Source organism: Atlantibacter subterraneus (assembly GCF_007570865.1).
Lineage (GTDB): Bacteria > Pseudomonadota > Gammaproteobacteria > Enterobacterales > Enterobacteriaceae > Atlantibacter > Atlantibacter subterraneus.
Window position 1 is genome coordinate 228,991 of the sequence record NZ_VLPS01000008.1, and the last position, 22,768, is coordinate 251,758.

General features: G+C 56.8%; 17 protein-coding genes, 1 tRNA gene and 1 other RNA gene. 8 read left to right on the forward strand and 11 right to left on the reverse strand.

The features are described from left to right. Positions 1 to 120 precede the first annotated feature (120 nt). From dppF to dppA, 5 genes are all read right to left on the reverse strand, one after another. Positions 121 to 1,131: a dipeptide ABC transporter ATP-binding subunit DppF gene (gene dppF / locus FND52_RS15915; RefSeq protein WP_125292713.1), complete on the reverse strand. Its 1,011-nt coding sequence runs from the start codon at positions 1,129 to 1,131 to the stop codon at positions 121 to 123. Next, entirely contained in the window at positions 1,118 to 2,110 is a 993-nt protein-coding gene (gene dppD, locus FND52_RS15920; protein ID WP_144131799.1) for a dipeptide ABC transporter ATP-binding protein, read from the reverse strand. Before dppD ends, dppF begins: the two co-directional genes overlap by 14 nt. Before the next feature lie 11 nt (positions 2,111 to 2,121). Then, positions 2,122 to 3,024, reverse strand: a complete 903-nt coding sequence (gene dppC, locus FND52_RS15925) for a dipeptide ABC transporter permease DppC (RefSeq protein WP_125292716.1) — start codon at positions 3,022 to 3,024, stop codon at positions 2,122 to 2,124. A 9-nt stretch (positions 3,025 to 3,033) separates the two neighbouring features. Beyond that, positions 3,034 to 4,053 carry a dipeptide ABC transporter permease DppB gene (gene dppB / locus FND52_RS15930; protein ID WP_125292718.1) on the reverse strand — a complete coding sequence of 340 codons (1,020 nt, stop codon included), beginning with the start codon at positions 4,051 to 4,053 and terminating at the stop codon, positions 3,034 to 3,036. Between the two features lie 114 nt (positions 4,054 to 4,167). Then, entirely contained in the window at positions 4,168 to 5,772 is a 1,605-nt protein-coding gene (gene dppA / locus FND52_RS15935; RefSeq protein WP_125292720.1) for a dipeptide ABC transporter periplasmic-binding protein DppA, read from the reverse strand. Positions 5,773 to 6,501: 729 nt separating this feature from the next. Between dppA and FND52_RS15940 the strand changes: the two genes are divergently transcribed. Next, entirely contained in the window at positions 6,502 to 7,410 is a 909-nt protein-coding gene (locus tag FND52_RS15940; protein ID WP_144131801.1) for a LysR substrate-binding domain-containing protein, read from the forward strand. On the opposite strand, the gene FND52_RS15945 is transcribed toward FND52_RS15940, so the two are convergent. Beyond that, positions 7,393 to 8,223, reverse strand: coding sequence for an oxamate carbamoyltransferase subunit AllH family protein (locus FND52_RS15945; RefSeq protein WP_144131804.1), 831 nt, complete (start codon positions 8,221 to 8,223; stop codon positions 7,393 to 7,395). The two genes, FND52_RS15940 and FND52_RS15945, sit on opposite strands and share 18 nt — an antisense overlap. 239 nt (positions 8,224 to 8,462) lie before the next feature. Here FND52_RS15945 and FND52_RS15950 point away from each other — a divergent pair, with 239 nt between their 5' ends. From FND52_RS15950 to FND52_RS15980, 7 genes are all read left to right on the forward strand, one after another. Next, positions 8,463 to 9,122 carry a cysteine hydrolase family protein gene (locus FND52_RS15950; RefSeq protein ID WP_125292726.1) on the forward strand — a complete coding sequence of 220 codons (660 nt, stop codon included), beginning with the start codon at positions 8,463 to 8,465 and terminating at the stop codon, positions 9,120 to 9,122. Positions 9,123 to 9,192: 70 nt separating this feature from the next. After that, entirely contained in the window at positions 9,193 to 10,743 is a 1,551-nt protein-coding gene (gene fdrA / locus FND52_RS15955; RefSeq protein WP_144131806.1) for an acyl-CoA synthetase FdrA, read from the forward strand. Positions 10,744 to 10,746: 3 nt separating this feature from the next. Beyond that, positions 10,747 to 12,150, forward strand: coding sequence for a YlbE family protein (locus FND52_RS15960; protein ID WP_144131808.1), 1,404 nt, complete (start codon positions 10,747 to 10,749; stop codon positions 12,148 to 12,150). After that, the gene (locus tag FND52_RS15965) at positions 12,147 to 13,100 is read left to right on the forward strand and encodes a carbamate kinase (protein WP_125292732.1); all 954 of its coding nucleotides are present in this window, start codon (positions 12,147 to 12,149) and stop codon (positions 13,098 to 13,100) included. Before FND52_RS15960 ends, FND52_RS15965 begins: the two co-directional genes overlap by 4 nt. Positions 13,101 to 13,160: 60 nt before the next feature. Continuing rightward, positions 13,161 to 13,553, forward strand: coding sequence for an allophanate hydrolase-related protein (locus FND52_RS15970; RefSeq protein ID WP_425277912.1), 393 nt, complete (start codon positions 13,161 to 13,163; stop codon positions 13,551 to 13,553). 17 nt (positions 13,554 to 13,570) lie between these two features. Continuing rightward, positions 13,571 to 15,169 carry a regulator gene (locus FND52_RS15975; RefSeq protein WP_125292736.1) on the forward strand — a complete coding sequence of 533 codons (1,599 nt, stop codon included), beginning with the start codon at positions 13,571 to 13,573 and terminating at the stop codon, positions 15,167 to 15,169. A gap of 119 nt (positions 15,170 to 15,288) precedes the next feature. Then, positions 15,289 to 16,851 (forward strand): sensor domain-containing diguanylate cyclase, encoded by a 1,563-nt coding sequence (locus tag FND52_RS15980; protein WP_144131810.1) that lies wholly within the window; start codon positions 15,289 to 15,291, stop codon positions 16,849 to 16,851. Here the strand turns inward: FND52_RS15980 and FND52_RS15985 are convergent. The 5 genes from FND52_RS15985 to FND52_RS16005 form a co-directional block, all read right to left on the reverse strand. Continuing rightward, positions 16,832 to 18,811, reverse strand: a complete 1,980-nt coding sequence (locus FND52_RS15985; protein WP_144131812.1) for an RNA-binding domain-containing protein — start codon at positions 18,809 to 18,811, stop codon at positions 16,832 to 16,834. The genes FND52_RS15980 and FND52_RS15985 overlap by 20 nt on opposite strands. A 344-nt stretch (positions 18,812 to 19,155) precedes the next feature. Continuing rightward, positions 19,156 to 19,288: non-coding RNA, RtT sRNA (locus tag FND52_RS15990), on the reverse strand. A 35-nt stretch (positions 19,289 to 19,323) separates the two neighbouring features. Next, positions 19,324 to 19,400 (reverse strand) — tRNA-Pro (locus FND52_RS15995). An 89-nt stretch (positions 19,401 to 19,489) separates the two neighbouring features. Then, on the reverse strand, positions 19,490 to 21,166 hold the full coding sequence (gene eptB, locus FND52_RS16000) for a kdo(2)-lipid A phosphoethanolamine 7''-transferase (RefSeq protein WP_125292740.1): 1,677 nt from the start codon (positions 21,164 to 21,166) through the stop codon (positions 19,490 to 19,492). Positions 21,167 to 21,429: 263 nt separating this feature from the next. Further along, a complete protein-coding gene (locus FND52_RS16005; RefSeq protein ID WP_144132044.1) occupies positions 21,430 to 22,629 on the reverse strand; it encodes an L-lactate MFS transporter in 1,200 nt (399 codons plus the stop codon). Positions 22,630 to 22,768 lie beyond the last annotated feature (139 nt).

The following is a 22,768-nucleotide window of genomic DNA, read 5'->3' on the forward strand; positions in this document are numbered from 1 at the left end:
CTATTTTCTTTCTAAAACCAATATAAAGTTTATATATGACCCATTGAAGGTTTGTTATAAGCATATCTGCCTATAAAAAAAACCGGAGCAATAGCCCCGGTTCGTTCACGCTCCGTTACCTTACGGCAGCGGTCTTTCCCCGTTCTCATCCTGGTCCACCGCAAAGCAGGCTACCAGCTGCCCGCCGTAAGACTTAAGCGGCGGCTGCAACTGGGTACAGGGGCCGAAGCGGCGGCGGCAGCGGGCGTTAAACGCGCAGCCCGGTGGCGGGTTGAGCGGACTTGGCAGCTCGCCGGTGAGTTTGATGCGCTCGCGGCGGTCGTCCGGGTTCAGGCGCGGCGTCGCGGAGAGCAGCGCCTGAGTGTACGGATGACGCGGATTATTGAAAATCTCATCCTTGGTGCCTTTCTCCACGCAGCGGCCCAGATACATCACCATCACTTCATCGGCGATGTGCTCTACCACCGAGAGATCGTGGGAGATAAACACGTAAGACAGCCCCAAATCCTGCTGCAAATCCATCATCAGGTTCAGCACCTGGGCGCGTACCGACACGTCCAGCGCGGAGACCGGTTCGTCGGCGATCACCACGTCCGGATCGAGCATCAGACCGCGAGCGATAGCGATACGCTGACGCTGGCCGCCGGAGAACATATGCGGATAGCGGTCATAGTGTTCGGTTTTCAGGCCGACTTTCGCCATCATTGCCAGCGCTTTCTCGCGGCGCGCGTCCTTGCTGAGATCGGTGTTGATCAGCAGCGGCTCTTCGAGGATCTGGCCCACTTTTTTACGCGGGTTGAGCGATCCGTACGGGTTCTGAAACACGATCTGGATTTTCTGGCGGCGCAGCTTCTGCGCCTGCGGATCGTGCTTGAGCAGATCCTGGCCCTGATAATACAGCTCGCCGCCGGTGGGCGTTTCAATCATGGTCAGCAGGCGGCCCAGGGTGGATTTACCACAGCCGGACTCGCCCACCACTGCCAGCGTTTTGCCGCGCTCCAGGCTGAACGACACGCCGTCCAGCGCTTTTACCAGCCGCTCCTGGGCGAACATCCCTTTTTTGACCGGGTAGTATTTCTTTAAATCAATAGCCTGCAACAGCGGTTGCGTGGTGGCCTCAAGCGTACTCATAGTTTGGCCTCCCGGCGTCATCGAGTGGGTAGTGGCATTTCGACTGACGACCGTTGTCGACGGTATTCAAATCGGGTTCTACGCTGCGGCATTTGTCGGTGGCGTAGGGGCAACGCGGATTTAGCAGGCAGCCGTTCGGGCGGTCATATTTACCCGGAACCACGCCCGGCAATGACGCCAGACGCGCTTTATCCTGAGCAAACTCCGGCAGCGCGCGCAGCAGCGCCTGGGTGTACGGATGGCGCGGCGCGCGGAAAATATCCCGCGAGTCGCCCGCTTCTACCACCTGGCCCGCGTACATCACGATGATTTTGTGGGCCGCTTCCGCGACCAGCGCCAGGTCATGGGTGATCAGGATCAGCGCCATGTTCTCGCGCTGTTGCAGTTCCAGCAGCAGCTCGATGATCTGCGCCTGGATGGTCACATCCAGCGCCGTGGTCGGTTCATCGGCGATCAGCAGTTTTGGCCGACAGGCAATTGCCATGGCGATCATCACGCGCTGGCTCATCCCGCCGGACAACTGGTGCGGATACACGTCCAGCCGCGAGGCCGGGTCGGGGATCCCCACCTGGTTAAGCAAATCAATCGCCCGCTGACGACGGGTTTTCTTGTTGCCGCCCTGATGCACTTTGATGGCTTCCATAATCTGGAAACCCACGGTATAGCAGGGGTTCAGGCTGGTCATCGGATCCTGGAAAATCATCGCCACTTCCGAGCCCACCAGATTACGGCGCTCTCTTTCAGAAATGCGTTTCAAATCCTGGCCGTTAAACGCCAGGTTGTCCGCCATGACGCGGCCCGGATAATCAATCAGCCCCATAATCGCCAGCGAGCTTACCGACTTACCGGAACCGGATTCGCCGACGATACCCACCACCTGGCCTTGCTCCACGCTGTAACTGACACGGTCAACGGCACGGAACGGGGTGCCTTCGTCGCCGAAGTGCACCGATAATTTATCTACATTCAATAACGCCATCTCGTGCCTCTTTACTGCTTGAGTTTGGGATCGAGCGCATCACGCAGGCCGTCACCCATCAGGTTAAATGCCAGCACCGTCAGCAGGATAGCCAGACCCGGGAAGGTCACTACCCACCAGGCACTTTGTGCGAACTGCAACACGTCGGAGAGCATGGTGCCCCATTCCGGTGTTGGCGGTTGCGCACCCATGCCGAGGAAGCCAAGGGCGGCCATATCGAGAATGGCGTTAGAGAAGCCCAGCGATGCCTGAACAATCAGCGGCGCGAGGCAGTTAGGGAAAATGTTGATGAACATCTGGCGCATTGCGCCAGCGCCCGCCACGCGGGATGCGGTCACGTAATCGCGGTTCACTTCTACCAGCACCGCCGCGCGGGTTAAGCGCACGTAGTGCGGCAGCGCCACGAAGGTGAGCGCCAGCGCGGCGTTACCGATCGACGGGCCGAAAATCGCCACCAGCACCAGCGCCAACAGCAGGCTGGGCAGCGCCAGCATGATATCGACCACGCGCATGATGACGTTATCGACGATGCCGCCGAAGTAACCGGCGATCAGGCCGAGCACGATACCCATCACCAGCGACAGCACCACCACCAGGCAGCCCACCAGCAGCGACAGGCGTGCGCCATACATCAGGCGCGACAGCACATCGCGGCCCACGTCATCTGTTCCCAGCAGATGCGCCAGACTGCCGCCGTCCTGCCAGGCAGGCGGTGCCAGCAGCGCGTCGCGGAACTGGTCCGCCGGGTTATAGGGCGCGATAAAGTTAGCGAACACGGCGATAAAAAGCACCACCACCACGTACACCAGCCCAACGACCGCACCTTTGTTGCGTTTAAAGTAGTGCCAGAATTCCTGCATCGGCGTCATCGGCACCGGTGCGGCCACCACCTTGTTTTCTGTCATTTGCGTCATGATGGCCCCTTATTTCTTATGACGAATACGCGGGTTCACCACGCCGTACAGCAAATCGACCAGCAGGTTAACCAGGATAATCATGGTTGCCACCAGCAGTACACCGCCCTGCACCACCGGATAATCTCGGCGTTGCAGCGCGTCAATCAGCCAGCGCCCCAGGCCCGGCCAGGAGAAGATGGTTTCAGTAAGGATCGCGCCCGCCAGCAGCGTGCCGACCTGCAAACCGATGACCGTTACCACCGGCAGCATTGCATTACGCAGCGCGTGGACGATGATGACGCGCATACGGGTCAGGCCCTTGGCGCGCGCGGTGCGGATGTAATCTTCACCCAGCACTTCCAGCATCGAGGAGCGCGTCATACGCACAATTACCGCCAGCGGAATGGTGCCGAGCACGATGGCCGGTAAAATCATATGGGCCAGTGCATCAATAAAGTTGCCCTCTTCGCCCCAAATCGCGGTGTCGATCAGCATAAAACCGGTCAATGGATTGGCGTCGTCGAGGAACACCATGTCGCTCACACGTCCGGAAACCGGCGTCAGGTTCCATTGCACCGAGACCAGCATGATCAGCATCATGCCCCACCAGAAAATCGGCATGGAGTAGCCGGTCAGCGCCAAGCCAACGGCGGTGTGATCGAAGATGGAGCCGCGTTTTACCGCCGCCAGTACCCCAACCGGAATACCCACCGCAACGGCAAAAATCATGGCGCACACCCCGAGTTCCAGGGTCGCCTGGAAGCGAGGCACGAATTCGTCCCAAACCGGGAGACGGCTTTTTAATGAAATGCCTAAATCACCGTGCATTACGCCCCAGATGTAATTGACGTACTGCTGCCACAGCGGCTTATCAAGGCCGAGCGCTGCCAGCATTTCAGCGTGACGCTCCGGGGAGAGCCCGCGTTCGCCAGCCATAATCATGACCGGGTCGCCTGGGATCATATGAACGAATGCGAAGGTGAGTAGGGTGATGCCTATGAAGGTGGGAATAACCAACCCCAGGCGTCGAAGGATGAACTGCAGCATATCCCGAATTCTCAGTAATCTCCCGGCGCGTTGCCGCGCCAGGATTGTATTGCTCACAAATCTTTCACCCCTTCTCCTGGCGGAGAAGGGGAATAAAAGCTCTTTTAACTTTTATTATTCGACAGAAACGTTTTCGAAGTGGTGCTTGCCTAACGGATCAACCACATAGCCTTTAACTTCTTTACGCACAGGCTCGTAAACGGTGGAGTGAGCGATGATCAGCGCCGGAGCCTGGTCATGCATCACTACCTGAGCCTGTTTGTACAGTTCGATACGCTTGTTGTGGTCTTCCGCAGCGCGTGCCGGTTGGATCAGATCTTCAAACGGCTTGTAGCACCAGCGAGAGTAGTTGGAACCGTCTTTCGCCGCATCGCAGCTGAACAGGGTAGCGAAGAAGTTATCCGGGTCCCCGTTGTCGCCGGTCCAGCCCATCATCACTGCCTGATGCTCGCCCGCTTTGGCGCGCTTCAGATACTCGCCCCACTCGTAGGTCACGATCTTGGCCTGAACGCCGATTTTCGCCCAGTCAGCCTGGATCATCTCTGCCATACGGCGCGCGTTCGGGTTGTAAGGACGCTGTACCGGCATCGCCCACAGCTCAACGGTAAAGCCTTCCTGACCGGCTTCTTTCAGCAGCGCTTTGGCCTTCTCAACGTCATAGGTGTAGTCCTTAACGTCGTCGTTATAGCCCCACATGGTCGGCGGGATCAGGTTTTTAGCCGCAACGCCAGCACCCTGATAAACCGCTTTGATGATCGCTTCTTTGTTTACCGCGTAAGTCAGCGCCTGACGCACTTTCACGTCATCAAACGGTTTCTTCTCGGTGTTGAAAGACAGGTAGCCCACGTTCAGACCGGCCTGCTCCATCAGGTTGATGTTTTTGTCCTGCTTCATGCGCGCGATGTCTGCCGGATTCGGGTACGGCATCACCTGGCATTCGTTTTTCTGCAGTTTGGCGTAACGCACGGACGCGTCCGGAGTAATGGAGAACACCAGGCGGTCGATCTGCGGTTTGGTGCCCCAGTAGCCTTCAAACGCTTTATACAGAATACGGGAGTCTTTCTGGTACTGCTGCAGCTGGAACGGACCGGTGCCGATTGGGTTCAGGTCCACTTTCTCCGGCGTACCGGCTTTCAGCATGTTGTCAGCGTACTCTTTAGAGAGGATCGACGCGAAGTCCATCGCCAGGTCCGCCAGGAACGGCGCTTCCGGGCGAGTCAGCACGAACTGCACGGTTTTGTCGTCGACTTTTTTCACTTCAGAAATCAGCGCCGGGAGGCCCATGCCTTCGAAGTATTCATAGCTGCCGCCAGATACTTTGTGGTACGGGTTCTGCTCGTTTTTCTGACGATCGAAAGAGAACACCACGTCGTCGGCGTTAAATTCGCGCGTCGGTTTGAATTCTTTGCTGTCCTGCCACTTCACGCCCTGGCGCAGGTGGAAGGTATAGGTTTTACCGTCTTCGCTGATTTCCCATTTCTCAGCCAGGCCCGGGATCACTTCGGTGGTGCCGGTTTTGAACTCAACCAGACGGTTGTAGATTGGCACAGAGCTGGCGTCATAGGTGGTGCCAGAGGTGAAAAGCTGCGGGTTGAAGCCTTCCGGGGAACCTTCTGAACAGTAAACCAGGGTTTTCGCTTGTACACTTGCTGCGACAGTCATCGCCACCAGGCTAAGACCAAATTTCAGCATCCCTGACTTCTTCAAGGAAATACTCATTATTCTGCTCCAATGTGATTTGTGTTGTGTTTACTCGCCCTGGTCCGTTTTACTTCTCTGCGGAGACGCGTAGGCACCGGGAAAAACTCCGGGTGTGGCTGCGTTACCGTAGCTGTAAACCGAAATACGTTGAGTAATTACCGTCAGACCTTTTTTTGTTTTTTACCGGTCTTAACGGAATCTGCCCGAAGGGCAATGTGAGGATGGGGAATCCTTTCATTTGAATGTCTGAGTTGCAGTACAGATCGTCCATAAAGTGCCCCTCACGCCCTACAATCTGTCAACAGAATGTGAAAACGTCAATACAGGACTCCGTTATTTACAACCGGGGTGAGAAACGGCAGACAAAGATTAAAAAAACTTCGCACCGCTATTTCCAGCACGGAAAATTATGCTACCGGCAACCTGGCAGAATAATCGTCTTGCTTCTCTGCTCTGACTAGCTATATCCATTTGTTGACGATATTTGAAATTTCTTGAGCAATGGCGAAGATATGAACGCTAAATGCCGAAAAGTTTGTGCCTTTCAGCAAAAAATCCTGAGGCTATCCATAAGTAGAGCGGAAAACCCACACCGGCTTTCATAATAAAATTCAATGAAAAATGTCACAAAACGGTGATGACGCGGTAAAAACGTTGCTAATTATCGATAACGAATTAAGTTCCAGTTTCAGCCGTTTAATTCTGGTAGCCTGATAGCCCTTTATAACGTAATCCGGAGGAAGGTTTATGCACATTACGGCCCAGGCTCTCCAGGTGGTGATTACCACAGCGCGCTGCGGAAGTTTTGCGGCTGCAGCGGAGGAATTACATAAGGTCCCGACGGCCCTGAGCTATACCGTGCATAAACTGGAAAGCAGTCTGGGCGTGCGTTTATTTGAGCGCGACGGAAAACAACTGCGCCTGACGGAAGCGGGTCGCTTTTTTATTAAAAAGGGTGAATTAATCCTGGCGGAGCTGGATGAATTAAGTTTTTCCACCCAGCGTATTTCCGCAGGCGTGGAAACGCGGCTGAGCCTGTCGCTAAATAACATCATCAGCATGAAGCCGATTTATGAATTATTGCGCGACAGCGAGCGCCATTTTCCCCAAACCGAAATTCATATTTCCATTGATGTGCATGACGGCGTCTGGGACGCGCTGCTGGATAAGCGCGCGGATATCGCTATTGGCGCGCCGAATTTAAAAGCCGGAAACGAAATTCGCTGTGAAGATATTGGCACTGCGGAATGGGTGTTCGCCATTAGCCCGGATCATCCGCTGGCCGCGTACCAGCGCCCGCTGCGCTCCGAGGATTTACGCCCGTGGCCGGCGGTCTGTATCCGCGATACCTCGGTGCGGCTGGAGCCGAAGGTCGCCTGGCTGCTGCGCGGCCAAAAAGCGCTGGTCGCCCCGGATTATCACAGCAAAATCGCCATGCATCTGGCGGGGCTGGGGATCGGTTTTCTGCCGTACCACATCTGTCAGCCGTGGCTGGATGACGGGCGCTTAGTCTGCATGACCATCGAAGAAGCCAAACAGCCGACGCCGCTCTATCTCGCGTGGTCGTCGGAGCATTCGCGCCCCTGTTTTTCCTGGTGGATGGAACAGTTACGCAAGCCAGCTATCCAGCAGCAGTTTTTACAGCCGCTGGCCTGACAGCGCGCGCAGGGTAAAGAACAGGCCGGTCAACATATCGTGCCCGGACGAATGGCCGTATTCCGCCACGCGCAATAACCGGTGATTCAGCGATAGGTTGCCAGGCGTGGTCAGCGCCAGCAGCTGCTCGCCGAAATGCCCGCGACAGCCGTAGGACAGCATTGCCCGGCTGATGGTAGTGGTGCGATCCAGCAGAGCGGTTATCGCCGCCGCCAGGTCATCGGCCCGGCGATGACGCGTTGCTTTCAGCGTAAACAGCATACCCAGCAAAAAATCATCCCCGGAGGGCGTCAGCCCCGCACCCGCGCCGATCAGCGTTTTTAGCGCGTCGCCAGGCGTTTGCCCGTCATCATCCAGCCAGGCCGCCAGCTGCCGCACCGCCTGCATCATCCGTTCATTACTGCTGTGCAGAATATTCCAGATGCCGTACTCCGGCGCGATGACGGGTAAAAATACCCGCAGCTGTGCCAGTAAGTTTTCCGGGAAAACCGCGTCGTGCGGCACGCAGGTGGACTGGCAGGGAACGTTCGTCAGCGATAAACGACAGCCCGCAGCGGCAAACGTGCCGTCTGCCTGCCGCCTCAGCGTCTCGCCAGCCGAAAACCGCGGACGCAAATCCGCGCACGCCATCCGCACCGCGCCAGGGGCCAACGGGGTGTCCTGGGTTAACAGCGTCAATAACTGATTGTCCGGCGTGGTGAAATTGCAGGCGTGATGAAACACCGAATGCACCACCAGCACCCCGCCGTTCAGCTGCTGCGGTACGCTATCGCACATCACAATGGCCGTTAAATCATTCAGTTTTCCGTTCACGTTTCCCCGCCTTTTTCTATCGCGATCACAAATTCGCGCTTTGCTTTTTCCACGTTTACCGTAATGGTCTATGGGCGATGTTTTCGCCAGGCCAGAGGCCGCAAGGCCTGAGCCATTGTGCCTGCATTAAAACGCCGCTGCCCTCAGTTTTTTTGAGGGTTAAGCAGAAATCCTTTTTGGGCGCGCGTCATAGCGCTTTCCTACACTGACCAAAGAACATACACCAGCAAGGAGCAGGTATGAAAACCCTTGATGCACAACCTTTTGCGTATTCGTTCGACCCGGCGACCACTGCGCTTATCGTGATTGATATGCAACGTGATTTCGTCGAGCCCCACGGCTTCGGTGAAGCGCTGGGCAATGACGTTTCTCTGCTGCGCCGGGCTATTGATCCCTGCCGCCGCCTGCTGGAAGCGGCACGCCATGCCGGGCTGTTTGTGGTCCATACCCGCGAAGGGCACCGCCCGGACCTCAGCAACTGTCCGGCAGCCAAACTGACGCGTGGCGGTAAAACTTTTATCGGCCAGCAGGGCACCATGGGCCGCATTCTGATTCAGGGCGAACCCGGCCACGACATCATTCCCGAACTCTACCCACAGGCAGGCGAGCCGATTATTGATAAGCCCGGCAAAGGGGCATTCTTCGCCACCGATCTTCACCTCATTCTTCAGGCCCGGGGCATTACGTCGCTGATTATTTGCGGCGTGACCACCGAAGTCTGTGTTCAAACCACCGCCAGGGAAGCCAATGACCGGGGCTATGAAGTGCTCATCCCCGAAGATTGCTGCGCTTCGTATTTCCCGGAATTTCACCGGGCCGCCCTTGAGATGATCAAAGCCCAGGGCGCGATTGTTGGCTGGGTGAGCGACGCCGACGCCGTTATCGACGCCCTGCGTTAATCCCTCGCTAAGGCTGTTCTTCTGCGCCGCTCGCTGCGGTGCAGGCACCCTATTATCTCAGGAACTGATAATGAAACTGCATTGCAAGAGTTACCCCAACCTGTACAAAGACTCGGTTTCTTTGATGCAGGTCTCCGCCAAACTCAACGCCTTTGAAGGCGTAAGCCAGGCCTCGGTGGCGATGGCGACCGACGCCAACATCGAGCGGATGCGCGACGCCGGGATGAATGTTGAGATGGACGCGCGCCCGAACGACCTACTGATCGCCCTGATGGCGGACGACGAAACCGGCGCGGCGGCGCTGGAGATGGCCGATGCGCTGTTGCGCCCGGATAACAGCCGCGACGGCCAGCAGAGCCTTGAACAGCGCGAGCCCACCAGCATCAGTATGGGCGTGGAAGATCAGCCGGACGCCACCCTGGCACTGATCTCCGTGCCGGGCCGCTATGCGGGCGGCGAAGCGATGAAAGCGTTGCAGAACGGCCTGAACGTCATGCTATTTAGCGACAACGTGCCGGAAGACGAAGAGCGCGCCATTAAAGAGTACGCTGCCGAACAGGGCCTGCTGGTGATGGGGCCGGACTGCGGCACCGCTATCGTTAACCACCTGCCGCTGGGCTTCGCCAACGTAATCCGCCCCGGCGCTATCGGCCTGGTAGCGGCCTCGGGCACCGGGCTTCAGGAAGTGAGCTGCGCCATCCACCATCTCGGCGAAGGCGTTTCTCAGGCGCTGGGTACCGGCGGGCGCGATCTGCATGAGGAGATCGGCGGCCTGAGTATGATCCAGGCGATCCGCATGCTGGCCGACGATCCCGACACCCGACTCATCACCCTGATCTCCAAACCTCCCGCACCTGCGGTCGCCGGGACGGTGCTGCGTCTCGCCGCAGGCTGCGGCAAGCCGGTGGTGGTGCATTTCCTCGGGGCGGACAGCCAGGAGATTGCCCGCTATGGCGTAACGGCAGCCAGTAGCCTGCAACATGCCGCCGCCGTCTCCGTGGCGATGCTGCGCGGCCAGACGCCGCCAGCGCCGGACGATCTGACCGCGCAGCAGCGCGATCGTCTGCGCATTGAAGCCGGGAAAATGGCCGCCGGGCAGCGTGATATTCGCGGCGTATTTGCCGGCGGCACCTTCTGCTACGAAGCCCAACTGGCGCTGATTGCCACCGGTTTAATCTGCGAGTCCAACTCGCCGGTAAAAGGCGCAACGCCGCTTCACGACAGCCACCGCGGCCAGGGCCACAGTTTTGTCGACATGGGCGACGACGAATTCACCCAGGGCCGCCCGCACCCGATGATCGACCCGACCCTGCGCGATGAGCGCTTAAAACGCGAGGCCGCCAGCCCGGAAACCGCCGTGCTGCTGTTTGACGTGGTGCTCGGCTACGGTGCCAGCGCCGATCCGTGTGCCGGTCTGCTGCCGCTGTTGCGCGAGGCGCAGCAGAACGCCCAACAGCAGGGCCGCCATCTGCTGATTATCGCTCACGTTTGCGGCACCGAACGCGACCCGCAGTCGCGCCAGCAGCAGATCGCCGCACTCACCGACGCAGGCGTGCTGGTCGCAGACAGCAACGTACAGGCCGCACAGATGGCGGCGTTTGTCGCTCAATTACGGAAATAGATTATGACTACGCTTTTTCAAAAACCGCTCAACGTGATCAGCCTCGGGCTGAGCAGTTTTGCCGACAACCTTCGCGAAGCGGGCGGCGACGTGTTGCACCTGAACTGGAAACCGGTCGCCGACGGCGACGCGCAGGCCAACTGGCAACTCGCCACGCTGCTTAACGATCCGCGCATCAACGCCGCCAACGAACAGGCGATTGCCCGCTATCTGGAAGCGCAGCCGGAACTGGTGGGTATCAGCACCGCCAGCGCGGCTATCCCGGCGCTTAACGGGCAGAAACGTATCCTCCACTCCGGCCCGCCTATCGCCTGGCAGGAAATGTGCGGCCCGGTGCAAGGCGCGATTGCCGGTGCGATTGTTTATGAAGGCTGGGCCAGCGATGTCGACCAGGCAATGGCAATGGCGGCGCGCGGGGATATCGCCCTGGAGCCGTGCCATCATTACGGCGCGGTCGGGCCCATGGCGGGAATTATCAGCCCGTCGATGCCGGTATGGGTGGTGGAAAACCGCACCCACGGCAACCGCACCTTTTGTAACTTCAACGAAGGGCTGGGCAAAGTTTTACGCTTTGGCGCGAACGGCGAAGAGGTGTTAACCCGCCTGCGCTGGATGGGCGATGTATTAGCCCCGGCGCTCGCTAAAGCGCTGGAAAGCACCGGCAGTATTGAGCTGAAGCCGATGATTGCCCAGGCGCTGCATATGGGCGACGAGTGCCATAACCGCAACGCCGCCGCCAGCGGTCTGTTCTTCAAACGCGTGGCCCCGGCGCTGGCGCGTATCGAAAACGGCCCGCAGGCGCTGGAGTTTATCGCCGCTAACGACCACTTCTTTCTGAACCTGTCGATGGCGGCCTGTAAAGCGATGCTCGACGCCGCGCGCGATGTGCCGTTCAGCTCGATGGTCACGGTGATGGCGCGCAACGGCGTTAACTTCGGCATTCAGCTTTCCGGCACCGGCAGCCGTTGGTTCCAGGCTCCGGCCAACCCGGTAGACGGCCTGTTCTTCCCCGGCTTTAGCGTGGAAGACGCCGCGGCGGATCTCGGTGATTCGGCCATCACGGAAACCGCGGGTATTGGCGGCTTCGCCATGGCGGCCTCCCCGGCGATAGTTAAATTCGTTGGCGGTACGCCGGTGGACGCCACCCGCCACAGTATGACCATGCAGGAAATCACCCTGACGCAAAACCCGGCCTTTACCCTGCCCGCGCTTAACTTCGCCGGTTCCGGCAGCGGCATCGACGCGCGTCGGGTGATCGACCGCAATATCCTGCCGGTGATTAACACCGGGATTGCCCATAAGCGTGCAGGCGTGGGCCAGATCGGTGCAGGCATCACCACCGCGCCGCTGCCGTGCTTTATCGACGCCCTCGCCGCGCTGGCAGAAACTCTGGAGGGAAAACCATGAGCCAGAAAAAAATCGCCGTTGTGGCGGTGGGCGGCAACGCGCTGATCCGCAGCCGCGATGCCGTGTCGCTGGACGCGCAGTACCAGGCGGTCAAAGAGACCGCTCACCACGTGGTGGCGCTGATCGAAGCGGGCTGGCGCGTAGTGCTGACTCACGGCAACGGCCCCCAGGTGGGGTTCATCCTGCGGCGCAGCGAAATCGCCCGGGATGACGTGCCGGTGGTACCGCTGGAATACGCCGTGGGCGATACCCAGGGCGCGATTGGCTTTATGTTCCAGAATGCGCTGTACAACGAGCTACAACGGCGCGGCATCGGCGACACGCCGGTGAGCGCGCTGGTCACCCAGACGCTGATTGACCCCAACGACCCGGCGTTTAACGCGCCGGATAAACCCATCGGCGCGCATATGGATCGCGACGTGGCGGAAAAACTGGCCGCCAGCCAGGGCTGGAAAATCGCTGAAGACGCCGGACGCGGCTGGCGGCGCGTGGTGGCCTCGCCGAAACCGCTGCAAATCATCGAAAGCCCGGTGATCCGTCGTCTGCTGGAGGACAACGTGCTGGTTGTCGCCTGCGGTGGCGGCGGTATTCCGGTTTACCGCAACGAAGACGGCACGCTCAGCGCCGCACAGGCGGTGATCGATAAAGACCGTGCCTCCGCACTGCTGGCACAGGAATTGAATGCCGACATGCTGCTCATTCCAACCGGGGTGGAGCAAGTGGCCATCAATTTCGGCACGCCGGAGCAGCGCTGGCTCGACACGCTAACCTGCGAACAGGCGCAGGCGCTGCTGGATTCCGGTGAATTCGGCGCGGGCAGTATGGCCCCGAAAGTCGAGGCGATTGTCAGCTGGCTACGCCACGCACCGGGGAAAACCGGCATTATCACCAGCCCGGAAGCCATGGGCGATGCCGTCGCAGGCCGCAAAGGCACGCGTATTACCGATTGATTGCGCACTCTTTTTCCAACACCAGGGAACCCATTTCTACACACTTAAGGAACAGTAATGATGAACGGCAACATTCTTCTGGCGGTAAACGGCACGCTGATGCGGGGACTGAAGCTCAACCCCAACATGCTGGCAGTCGGTGCCGAATTCGTCAGCGATGCTAACACCGCGCCGTGTTACCGCTGCTGGACGATCAACGACGACCATCCCGGCATGCTGCGCACGCCGGGCGAAGGCGCGCGCATCGCGCTGGAGCTGTGGGCGGTGCCGCCCGCCGGGTTGGGTCAAATCCTGCAAAACGAACCCGCCGGATTGTGCATCGGCAAAGTGGCGCTGGACGACGGGCGCGAGGTGCTGGGGGTGTTAGCGGAGCCCTGGCTGGTTGAAGGTCAAAAGGAAATTACCGAACTGGGAGGCTGGCGCGCGTACACCGGCCAGCTCCTGGACGAATAACAGATAAGGAGAGCATCATGGGTTCTCAGTCTTCTGCTTTTCGCCCCAAACTCTGGGTGCCGGGCGATCTCAACGCCTTTTTCGGGCTATTCACTAACGTGCTGTTAAACGTGCTGGTGCTGAGCGGGCTGGCGCTGTATGTGGCGCAAATCCCGGCGGAAACGGTGTTTGGCCGTATTCTGCCCGCGCTGGGCATCGCCCTGCCTCTCGGCAACCTGTTTTATGCCTGGCTCGCCTGGAAACTGGCGAAACGCGAAGGGCGCAACGATGTAACCGCCCTGCCTTACGGCCCCAGCGTGCCGCATATGTTTATCGTGGTGTTCGTGGTGATGCTGCCGACGCTGCTGATCCACAAAGACTGGATGCTGGCCTGGAAGCTCGGGCTGATCTGGGCGATGATCGTCGGCGTGATTGTGCTGGCCGGAGTGATCGTGGGGCCAACCATCCGTAAATACACGCCGCGCGCCGCCATGCTGGGCACGCTGGCCGGCATCGCCATTGCGTTTATCGCCATGCGTCCGGCGTATCAGATGTTCGATACCGCGTGGATCGGCGTGGTCTGTTTCGCCATCATCCTGCTGAACTGGGTGGGTAACGTGCGTTTGCCGTTCGGCCTGCCGGGCGGCCTGGCGGTGGTGCTGGTGGGCTGCGTGCTGGGCTGGGGCGCGACTCTGCTGGGCTTTAGCGACATCATGAACCCGGCGGCGGTGGGCGAAGCGGCACAGCGCTTCTCGTTGCATCTGCCGTCGATTTCCGGGGATGTGTTCTCGGTGCCGATGGAGCTGGTGTGGCCGCTGCTGGTCACCGCCATCCCGCTGGGTATTTTCAACTTCACCGAAATTCTTAATAACGTCGAATCCGCCGCCGTGGGCGGCGACAGCTACAACCTGCGCGCGGTACTGGCGGCAGACGGCGTGGGCGCTATCGTCGGCGCGCTGCTGGGTTCGCCGTTCCCGCCAGCGGTGTATATCGGCCATCCGGGTTGGAAAGCCATGGGCGGGCGCATCGGTTACTCTCTCGGCACCGGCATCTGTATGGCGCTGGTGTGCTTCCTCGGCTTAACCGCCCTGCTGCTGTCGATTATTCCTCTGGTGGCTATCGTACCGATCCTGCTGTTTATCGGGCTGGTGATTGGCGCGCAGGCGTTCCAGGTGTCGCCAAAACGCCATGCTCCGGCGATTGTGCTGGCGCTGGTACCGAACATCGCTGAATGGGCGAAAACCCAGGTAGACGGCGCGCTGTCTGCGGCGGGCGCGAATCCCGTACAGCTACCTGCAGAGATCGCCGCCAGCATGGCCAATAACGGCGTGCTGTATCACGGCATGGCGACCACCGGCGGCGGCGCGGTGCTGGCGGGCCTGATGCTCGGCGCGATTGCGGCGTTCATTATCGACCGGCGCTTCAACTGGGCGGCGGTCTATTCCGCCGCCGCCACCATTCTGTCGTTCTTCGGCTTTATTCACGGGCACCAGATGGCGTTTAACGCCTCGCCGACCGTGACCTTTGGCTATGGCGTCGCCACGCTGATCTTTATCGTGATGGCCCTGCAACAAAGCAAAGCCGACGGTAAAACCGACTGGTCGCCGATTGATAACGGCGATGAACCGATGCACTGATTAGCAGACCGTGACCTGAAAGCCCAACCTTCGCGTTGGGCTTTTTATTATTTAACTCCGCAAAAATGCTTAAGTATGGGTAAGCTGTAGGAGGAGACTTTTTCGACGGGAGCTGTGATTTGTCTTTTCGCCAGAACATAAGCAGAACGCTTGCGCTTGATACTTCTCTTGGCCGAACCCTGACGATTTTTATCGCCTGTTTGCTGATCGGCACCCTCGCCGCCAATATTTTATCGTTATACCTCTCCTGGGAACGAACCGTACAAGAGGCGGAAAGCGAGGCGATTAACCTGTCGATTTCCCAGGCCCGGCAGGCCGAAGATACTTTTTTGCAAACCGATCTGGCGCTCCAGCAGATCCGGCGCGCCGTGGGCAATGACGCGCCGGACGCGCGCTATAACTATCTGCTTTCCGACCTGAAAGACCGGTTGCCGCAGCTGCATGGCCTGTTTGTGTTTGATGCTCAGGGCAACTGGAAAAGCACCTCGTTTAACTACGCCCCGCCGGATGTGAATAACTCAGACCGCGAGTATTTTACTTATCACCAGCAGAACCGGCAGACGGGCACCCATATCGGCCATGTGATTCGCAGCCGCACCACCGGCGACTGGATCATTCCCGTTTCTCTGCGCATTAACGATCCGGATGGGGCTTTCGCCGGGGTGATCCTGGCGACCATCAAGCTGGATTACTTTAAAAAGTTTTATGCTTATTTCGAAATGGGCAACAAAGATCTGCTGGCGTTACTGCTGCTGGACGGTACCGCACTGTATGTCCGCCCGTTTACTGAAACGGTGATCAACCGGAACCTCTCTTACAGCCCGCTGTTTAAACGGGAACTGGTGCGCGTGGACCAGGGGAGCGCCACCTGGCTGTCGGCGCTGGATGGCATTGTGCGCGTGTATGGTTTTGCCCGCATCGAAAACTACCCGCTGGTGGTGGTCGCCGGCTTCGATCGCTCTGCGCTGCGCCGCCACTGGGTAGAATCGAACCTTACCGACTGGCTGATTAACGTGCTGCTGCTTGCCGGGCTGCTGGTAATGGGGCGCGTGATGTTCAGGCAGGTACGGATCAACAGCGACGACCAGCTTGAGATGTCACACCTGAGAGACGACCTGGTGAAAATAAACCAGACGCTCCAGACCATGGCGATGGTGGATGGGCTTACCGGCCTGGCCAACCGCCGGAAATTTGATATCGCGCTGCAACAGGCGCTGGCGGATTCAGCAATTACCGGAAAACCCGTTTCGCTGATCCTGCTCGATATCGACTACTTTAAGCGTTACAACGATGCCTGTGGCCACGTAGCTGGCGACGCCTGCCTGCGTATCGCCGGAAATGTGCTGGAAACGGCGGCGCTGCGTACCGACGACCTGGTAGCCCGCTACGGCGGTGAGGAGTTCGCCATTATCCTGCCAAATACCGCGGCGGAAGATGCGCTTAAGGTGGCCTGGCGGGCGGTGCGCAGGGTGAGCGATAAAAAAATACCCCATCCGGCAACGGATAATGAGGAGCATATCGTGACCATCAGCGCGGGCTGCTATTCGGTTACCGGCAGCGGTTCAGAACAGGATGTGGCGGCGCTGATCCAGGGCGCAGACCGCGCGTTGTATCAGTCGAAGAAGCAGGGGCGAAATCGGGCGACGTGCGGGTCGGATACACTCAGTCAGAAAACGAAATAAGCGTATATCCTTGCCTTGGTGAGTTAGGTTTATTGGGAAATGCCAGTTTCAGCTGCTTCGAGTCCACCATAGGCTTCAGGTAATTCTGACGAATACTCTGCGCCTTACGCCCCAGTAATATTTCCATTACCGCGACTGACAGGTAGTGACCATCGCACAATCTGACAAGAAGCTGTTCCATCACCTCAGTATCCAGCCGCCGTTGTTTTCGTGCGGGTGCCGTCAACGCCTCGAGCATTTCTCTGAACTCAATGCTTAATTCGTCAAGATCATCAATGAAAGGTTTATCTAACAGGTGGCTGATAAACCGCCCATGTTCATCCCTTCTATGATGGCTATCTGCTAAGACAGGATCGCTATGCGTTAAGTTATTTGCGCTATGCGTTAAGTCCTGCACGCTATGCGTTAAGCCAGAGGAAGAGCTTAACGCATTAGCAAACACCTCTTCAGGAGAGGGCAATGCCATACCAGGCAGACTGTATGATTTATCTCGCTTTTCACCACTGGCGATAAGAAAGCCTTTATCCACTAACTTTGGAAATGCAAGGGTCACATCTCGAGAGTGCCGCGTTGTTAACTGACAGACTCTCTCATGGTTCACCCAACCTTCTGTCGCCGTGGTAATAACGATCATTCGTTCGAGTTCATCAAGCTGATAAAAACGTTGGCCAAACAGTACATTGAGCCGTTCCGTCACTTCCTGTGATACCAGGCTTATCATGGAAAGTTCAAGCAGGGTTTGTTCTGAAGGCTCCGTTTTCTCATACAGCTTTGGAGTGCGCAAGTTTGCCCATTTCCAGCCGCTCATAATTTTGGGAACGCCAGAACCTGCACGCTCGCCAGCGCCGATCATTAAAAACATTTGGTGCATTCGACGATTACGACAATCACTTTCTCCACCTTTAACGGCAATATCCGGCGGTATACGCATCAAGCCAGGGTTACGAAAACCGAAAAGGTCTGGTCGCCTGACCACTAAAATCGAGCTTCTCCCCGTATAATCAGCATGAACCAGTGTGTTAACAAGCGCCTCGCGGATAGCCTCATGTACTTTCGTTTCATCCAAACGAATGCCGTCCTGTAATTCAAAAGGTACCTTCAGATCGGTGATGAGTTTTCGATAGGTCCGACGGAAAAAATCGAAGATATTGCCTGACCATGATCCATCAGGATAGATACGATCGATCCAGCGAGAGTCAGGTTGCACATCATCTCGCTCACGATAATCAACAAAATAGTTCGGGACAGCTTCCTGAATTGCGTTCCAGGAACCAAACATCAAAATACCGGCAAGGGTTACCCCTTCTTCTCCGCTCTGACGATTTTTTCGCCAGCCACCTATATTCCAGAATAAATCGATCAGCTCCAGTTCCAGCCACGGATGCTGAGGCTTCGCAATAGCAAAGAGATTGCGGTATGCACGCAAGCTATCCTGATCGATATCACTGAAGTTAAACCCGACAAGTATCCTGTCATCACGACTATCCTCAACCTGCTCAGCCAACATTCTTTTAATTTGCTCTTCCGAACAATGACAATCTCCTTCATGGCGTCGGATATATGTCTCCGTCATGGGTTGATTGTTAAGATAGACAGGCTTTTGCTCGCGCCTTGCGGCAGGGATCTCGATAACAATAATCGATTTATTATCAAGGTTTATTATCTGAACCGAATGCTCGGTTAATAAATTGACGTTAACTTTCTTTTTGTTATTTACGGTATCAAACAGCTGTTTCGTCACGATGGCGATATCGCTGATTCCTTCAATGATAAAGATTCCTTTCTTTTCTCTGACGCCCAGAACAACATAACCCCCACGGGTATTCGCCATCGCACTGTATGTACGCCAGAAATCCTCCGGGAGCTTACCTTTGCCCTCCGCTCCCTGCGCCAACTTAAACTCGAGTTCAACTGATTCAGAAAGTGTTTGTAAATCCACCAGGTCACTGACAGAAAGCATAATTAATCTGGCACCTGTTTAAGTTAACAATCCAGAAAGCGATAAGGATAACCTGAGCGAATATTTGACCGTATAAACAATGTAAAAGGCCCCAGGCGCATCCGGAAATTTCATCCTACGTCCAGAATTCATACCACCCGCGCCTGAATACAGGTAATAAAAATATTATTTATCAGTAAATTATAAGAAAAAAGCCTAACCCTGTGGTTGAGGTTGCTGCATTAGAATGGTGATAAAGAATGAGAGTTACTTCGCTTGATCTGCCGATCTGCCCCCGGAGGTTCAAATCCTCGTCGGCCCCAGAAAGCAAAAAACCCAACCTTACGGTTGGGTTTTTCTGAATTTGGTCGGTGATAGAGGATGACTTGCCGCTGCGCGGCTCGCCCTGCGGGCCGTTGCTGCGCAACGTTGTCTCGCTGCGCTCGACTCGAACCTCCTGCCCCCGGAGGTTCAAATCCTCATCGGCCCCGGAAAGCAAAAAACCCAACCTTACGGTTGGGTTTTTCTGAATTTGGTCGGTGATAGAGGATTCGAACCTCCGACCCCTTCGTCCCGAACGAAGTGCGCTACCAGGCTGCGCCAATCACCGAATTGCGGGGCGCATCTTACTGCCGCACACCCCAACCGTCAATCCCTTAATCAAAAAAAGCCATCCGATCGGCTGAAAAGCCAGCAACCTTACTTCCCTTCCGGGACGTGACACCAGTTGTTGTTCTCATTAATGCCGCCGTTCGGCGAGGTGTAGCCCAGGCAACCCATGATGGTATCGTACAGCTCCACGTGGCGACGCGGCACTTTCATCTCCGCCTGCTGCTTGAGGTGCTGGAACGAACGCTGGTGATCCGGATTCTCCAGATATTTGTCCGACATCCAGACCATCATCGGCACGCGGAACTGTTCCGGCGGTGCAATGTTGCGCGGCGTGCCGTGCAGATGCTCTTTCTCGTTGATGGATTCGCCATGGTCCGCCGCGTAAAACACAATCGCTTTCTTATCACGCAGTTGATCAATCACGTCATCAATAAAGCTGTCGACATAAAGCACGGTGTTGTCGAACGCATTGACCAGCTGTTGTTTGCTACAGTCTTTATCAATACCCATACACTCCGGCTGGAATTTGGCGAAATCACGGGTATAACGCTGAACATAGTTATAATGCGATCCCTTGGTATGCAGAATAATCATGTGCTTGCCGTTCGGATGCTGGGCGAGAGAATTCTGCATTTCGTTAACCAGCAGCATGTCGTCCACCTGCTTGCCGCGGTTGCGCGGCTCTGCGCCAATTTGCTCGCGGTAAGCGATGTTATCCGCCATGGTGTTGCTGTAAAACCACAGTTCGCTCTGCATCGCCAGTACGTCGGCGCTAAAACCCAACTGCTTCAGTACCGCAAAGACGTTTTGCTCTTTCAGGGTACGCTGCGGGTTATCTTCCGCCCCACCCTCGCGCACAAACATGCAGCGCAAAGAGAGCTTGGTCGCGGTGTCGCAGGAATAGCCCCGGAAAGCCACCAGGTTCTTCTCTTTCGCGAGTTTCGGCGTGGTATCGCGTTCATAACCCAGCATACCCATATGATCCCAGCGGGTAGTTTCACCGATGATAAACACCATGTAGGTATCATCAATATCCGCAGGTGCCTGATAGCTATACTTCTTTGCCGGGTTGATCAGCGATTTATTATCGTTGGATTCATCCACCTGCGCCCAGGCATACAGGCCCAGCGCTGACAGCCAGTTAGACGGCAGATAGGAGTTCGCAACGACACCGCCGTAGCTCGGCATATCCACGCCGGAGCTACGCTCAACGCGTTTTTGCTGCATATCCAGCAGGCGAATCGGCGCCCAAACCAGCAGGCCCGCCATCACCACGATGCCCGCGCTGCGCAGCCGGACGCCGCGCGTGGTGAGCTGTTTCCACAAGGTGTCATCGCAGCGGTTAAACCAAATCAACCACAGCGGAACCGCACTCACCAGCGCCATCCAGACGAAGAAGCCCCAGCCAACCACCTCTTTGGATAAATCAATATCCGTGGTCATCACCGAGGCGATAATGCCGTAGCCAATGACCACATTCAGGAAGGTCATGTAGTAACTTGCGCCAGACGAGAATAATACAATCAATGTGGTGAGGACTTTCCAGGCGCGCCGCCCCAATAGTGAAAGAATGCGCAACAGGAAAAAGGTGACTAATACCGTGCCGACCAGCTCCACGACGGCTGAAATTCCTTTTATGGCGGTAAAGTTTTGAGCGTATCCGTCAAAGCGACGGATAAATACCGCGCAATTTAAAAACAGGCCGATGTAGACCGCAATCAGAAAGCTCAGTTTCTGATGCGACATCGAATTCAGGTATTTCATGCAAAGCCCCTGGAACAGGTACAAAATTCTCTGACCCGTTACCGGGCGTCGAGTTCTAACAACCAACAAATCACCAGATAAACGGGAACAATCTTGGTGAGAGCGCGGCTAGTAGACCATAACGGCCAGAAAAAGTTGTGCTGAGTTAGCATTCAGGTGGTTAATTTACAAATTAATGCTACTAAAACCGCAGAATGAAGAAGGGCAGACATAAAAAATGCCGCTCCGGTAGTCCGGGGCGGCATGGTGGTCTGTAAAACGACTCAGGCGTGGGCGTGTTTGAGCACCTGCCGTTGCGGCTGGCGGATAGTCGTGGACAGCGCCAGCGAGACAATCAACAGCGCGAAAATTACGCAGAAGGTGATATAGAAGCCGCCAAACAGCGAGGCGATGGCGGAACCGCAAATGCTGCCGATACCGAAGCCCAGGTAAATCACGCCGTAGTTTTTCGCCAGATTGTTCAGACCGAAGAACTCGCTGACCAGCGACGGGTACACGGTGATGGTGCCGCCGAAGTTAAAGGCCACACAGGCAATAGCGGCGAAGAAGGTCATTTCATTCAGCGGCGCGAACAGCAGCGCAGCCATGCCCACCAGGGAGATCACCTGGCCGATGGTGATAACGCGGATACGTGACATTTTATCGGACAGGATCCCCAGCACCAGACGGCCGCTAAGGTTGGCGATGGAAATCACCGTCACGGCATTCGCTGCGGAGGCCACATCCAGATTCACCAGATTTTGGGCGATATCTTTCGCCACGCCAATCACGTACAGGCCGCTCATGCAGGCAGTCAGGAACATGGTCGCCAGCATCCAGTATTGCGGTTTGCGCATGGATTCTGCGAGAGTGAAATCATTGCTGGTCACGCCGTTCACCGACTGTACCGGTTGGTTCGGCGCATCGGTCATCAGCATCGCGCCGAATACCACCATCACCAGGGCAATCGCGCCCCAAATAATGAAGGTGTGCTCAAGGCCGACGCTGGCCAGCAGGTGGCTGTCGATAAATTTAAAACCGAGGCTGCCAAGACCGTAAGCGCCGATAGACAACGCGGAAATCAGGCCTTTGCGCTCCGGGAACCATTTCACGCAGTTGGAGAGCGTCAGCAGATAGCCTGCGCCATCCGCCAGGCCCACCAGCACCCCGGCGCTCAGCCACAGCATCATCAGGTTACTGGAATGGGCAGTGAGGAAGAAACCCAGGCCGAGCAGCAGGCCGGAAGCGATGGTCACGCGGCGCACGCCGAAACGCTCCTGCAGTTTCCCGGCGACCGAGGACGAAATCGCCAGGCCAAGGCTCAGCAGACCGAAGGAGAACGCCACCTGACTGATGGGCACATCCAGCTTTTCGGAAAGCGCGCTATTAAACAAACTCCAGGTATAGACAGAACCCAGCGCAAACTGAGTCACAATAGTGCCGAAGAGGGTAAGCCAACGGGTACGATTTTGCAGGGCGTTCATGGCAGTCATCTCATCCAGAAAGGGAAAGTTATCTGCCTGTAAGCCTAACGAAAGCCCTTCAAACCAGGGGGTGAAACGCCATGAAGTGCCGTAATTGCGGAATGAACTGCCGCGAGACGGGAATGAAACGCCTTGTATT

Coding starts and splice junctions, on each gene's coding strand:
- dppF (WP_125292713.1), bottom strand. CDS start 1,131: ATGAGTACGCTTGAGGCCACCACGCAACCGCTGTTGCAGGCTATTGAT.
- dppD (WP_144131799.1), bottom strand. CDS start 2,110: ATGGCGTTATTGAATGTAGATAAATTATCGGTGCACTTCGGCGACGAA.
- dppC (WP_125292716.1), bottom strand. CDS start 3,024: ATGACGCAAATGACAGAAAACAAGGTGGTGGCCGCACCGGTGCCGATG.
- dppB (WP_125292718.1), bottom strand. CDS start 4,053: ATGCTGCAGTTCATCCTTCGACGCCTGGGGTTGGTTATTCCCACCTTC.
- dppA (WP_125292720.1), bottom strand. CDS start 5,772: ATGAGTATTTCCTTGAAGAAGTCAGGGATGCTGAAATTTGGTCTTAGC.
- FND52_RS15940 (WP_144131801.1), top strand. CDS start 6,502: ATGCACATTACGGCCCAGGCTCTCCAGGTGGTGATTACCACAGCGCGC.
- FND52_RS15950 (WP_125292726.1), top strand. CDS start 8,463: ATGAAAACCCTTGATGCACAACCTTTTGCGTATTCGTTCGACCCGGCG.
- fdrA (WP_144131806.1), top strand. CDS start 9,193: ATGAAACTGCATTGCAAGAGTTACCCCAACCTGTACAAAGACTCGGTT.
- FND52_RS15960 (WP_144131808.1), top strand. CDS start 10,747: ATGACTACGCTTTTTCAAAAACCGCTCAACGTGATCAGCCTCGGGCTG.
- FND52_RS15965 (WP_125292732.1), top strand. CDS start 12,147: ATGAGCCAGAAAAAAATCGCCGTTGTGGCGGTGGGCGGCAACGCGCTG.
- FND52_RS15970 (WP_425277912.1), top strand. CDS start 13,161: ATGAACGGCAACATTCTTCTGGCGGTAAACGGCACGCTGATGCGGGGA.
- FND52_RS15975 (WP_125292736.1), top strand. CDS start 13,571: ATGGGTTCTCAGTCTTCTGCTTTTCGCCCCAAACTCTGGGTGCCGGGC.
- FND52_RS15985 (WP_144131812.1), bottom strand. CDS start 18,811: ATGCTTTCTGTCAGTGACCTGGTGGATTTACAAACACTTTCTGAATCA.
- eptB (WP_125292740.1), bottom strand. CDS start 21,166: ATGAAATACCTGAATTCGATGTCGCATCAGAAACTGAGCTTTCTGATT.
- FND52_RS16005 (WP_144132044.1), bottom strand. CDS start 22,629: ATGAACGCCCTGCAAAATCGTACCCGTTGGCTTACCCTCTTCGGCACT.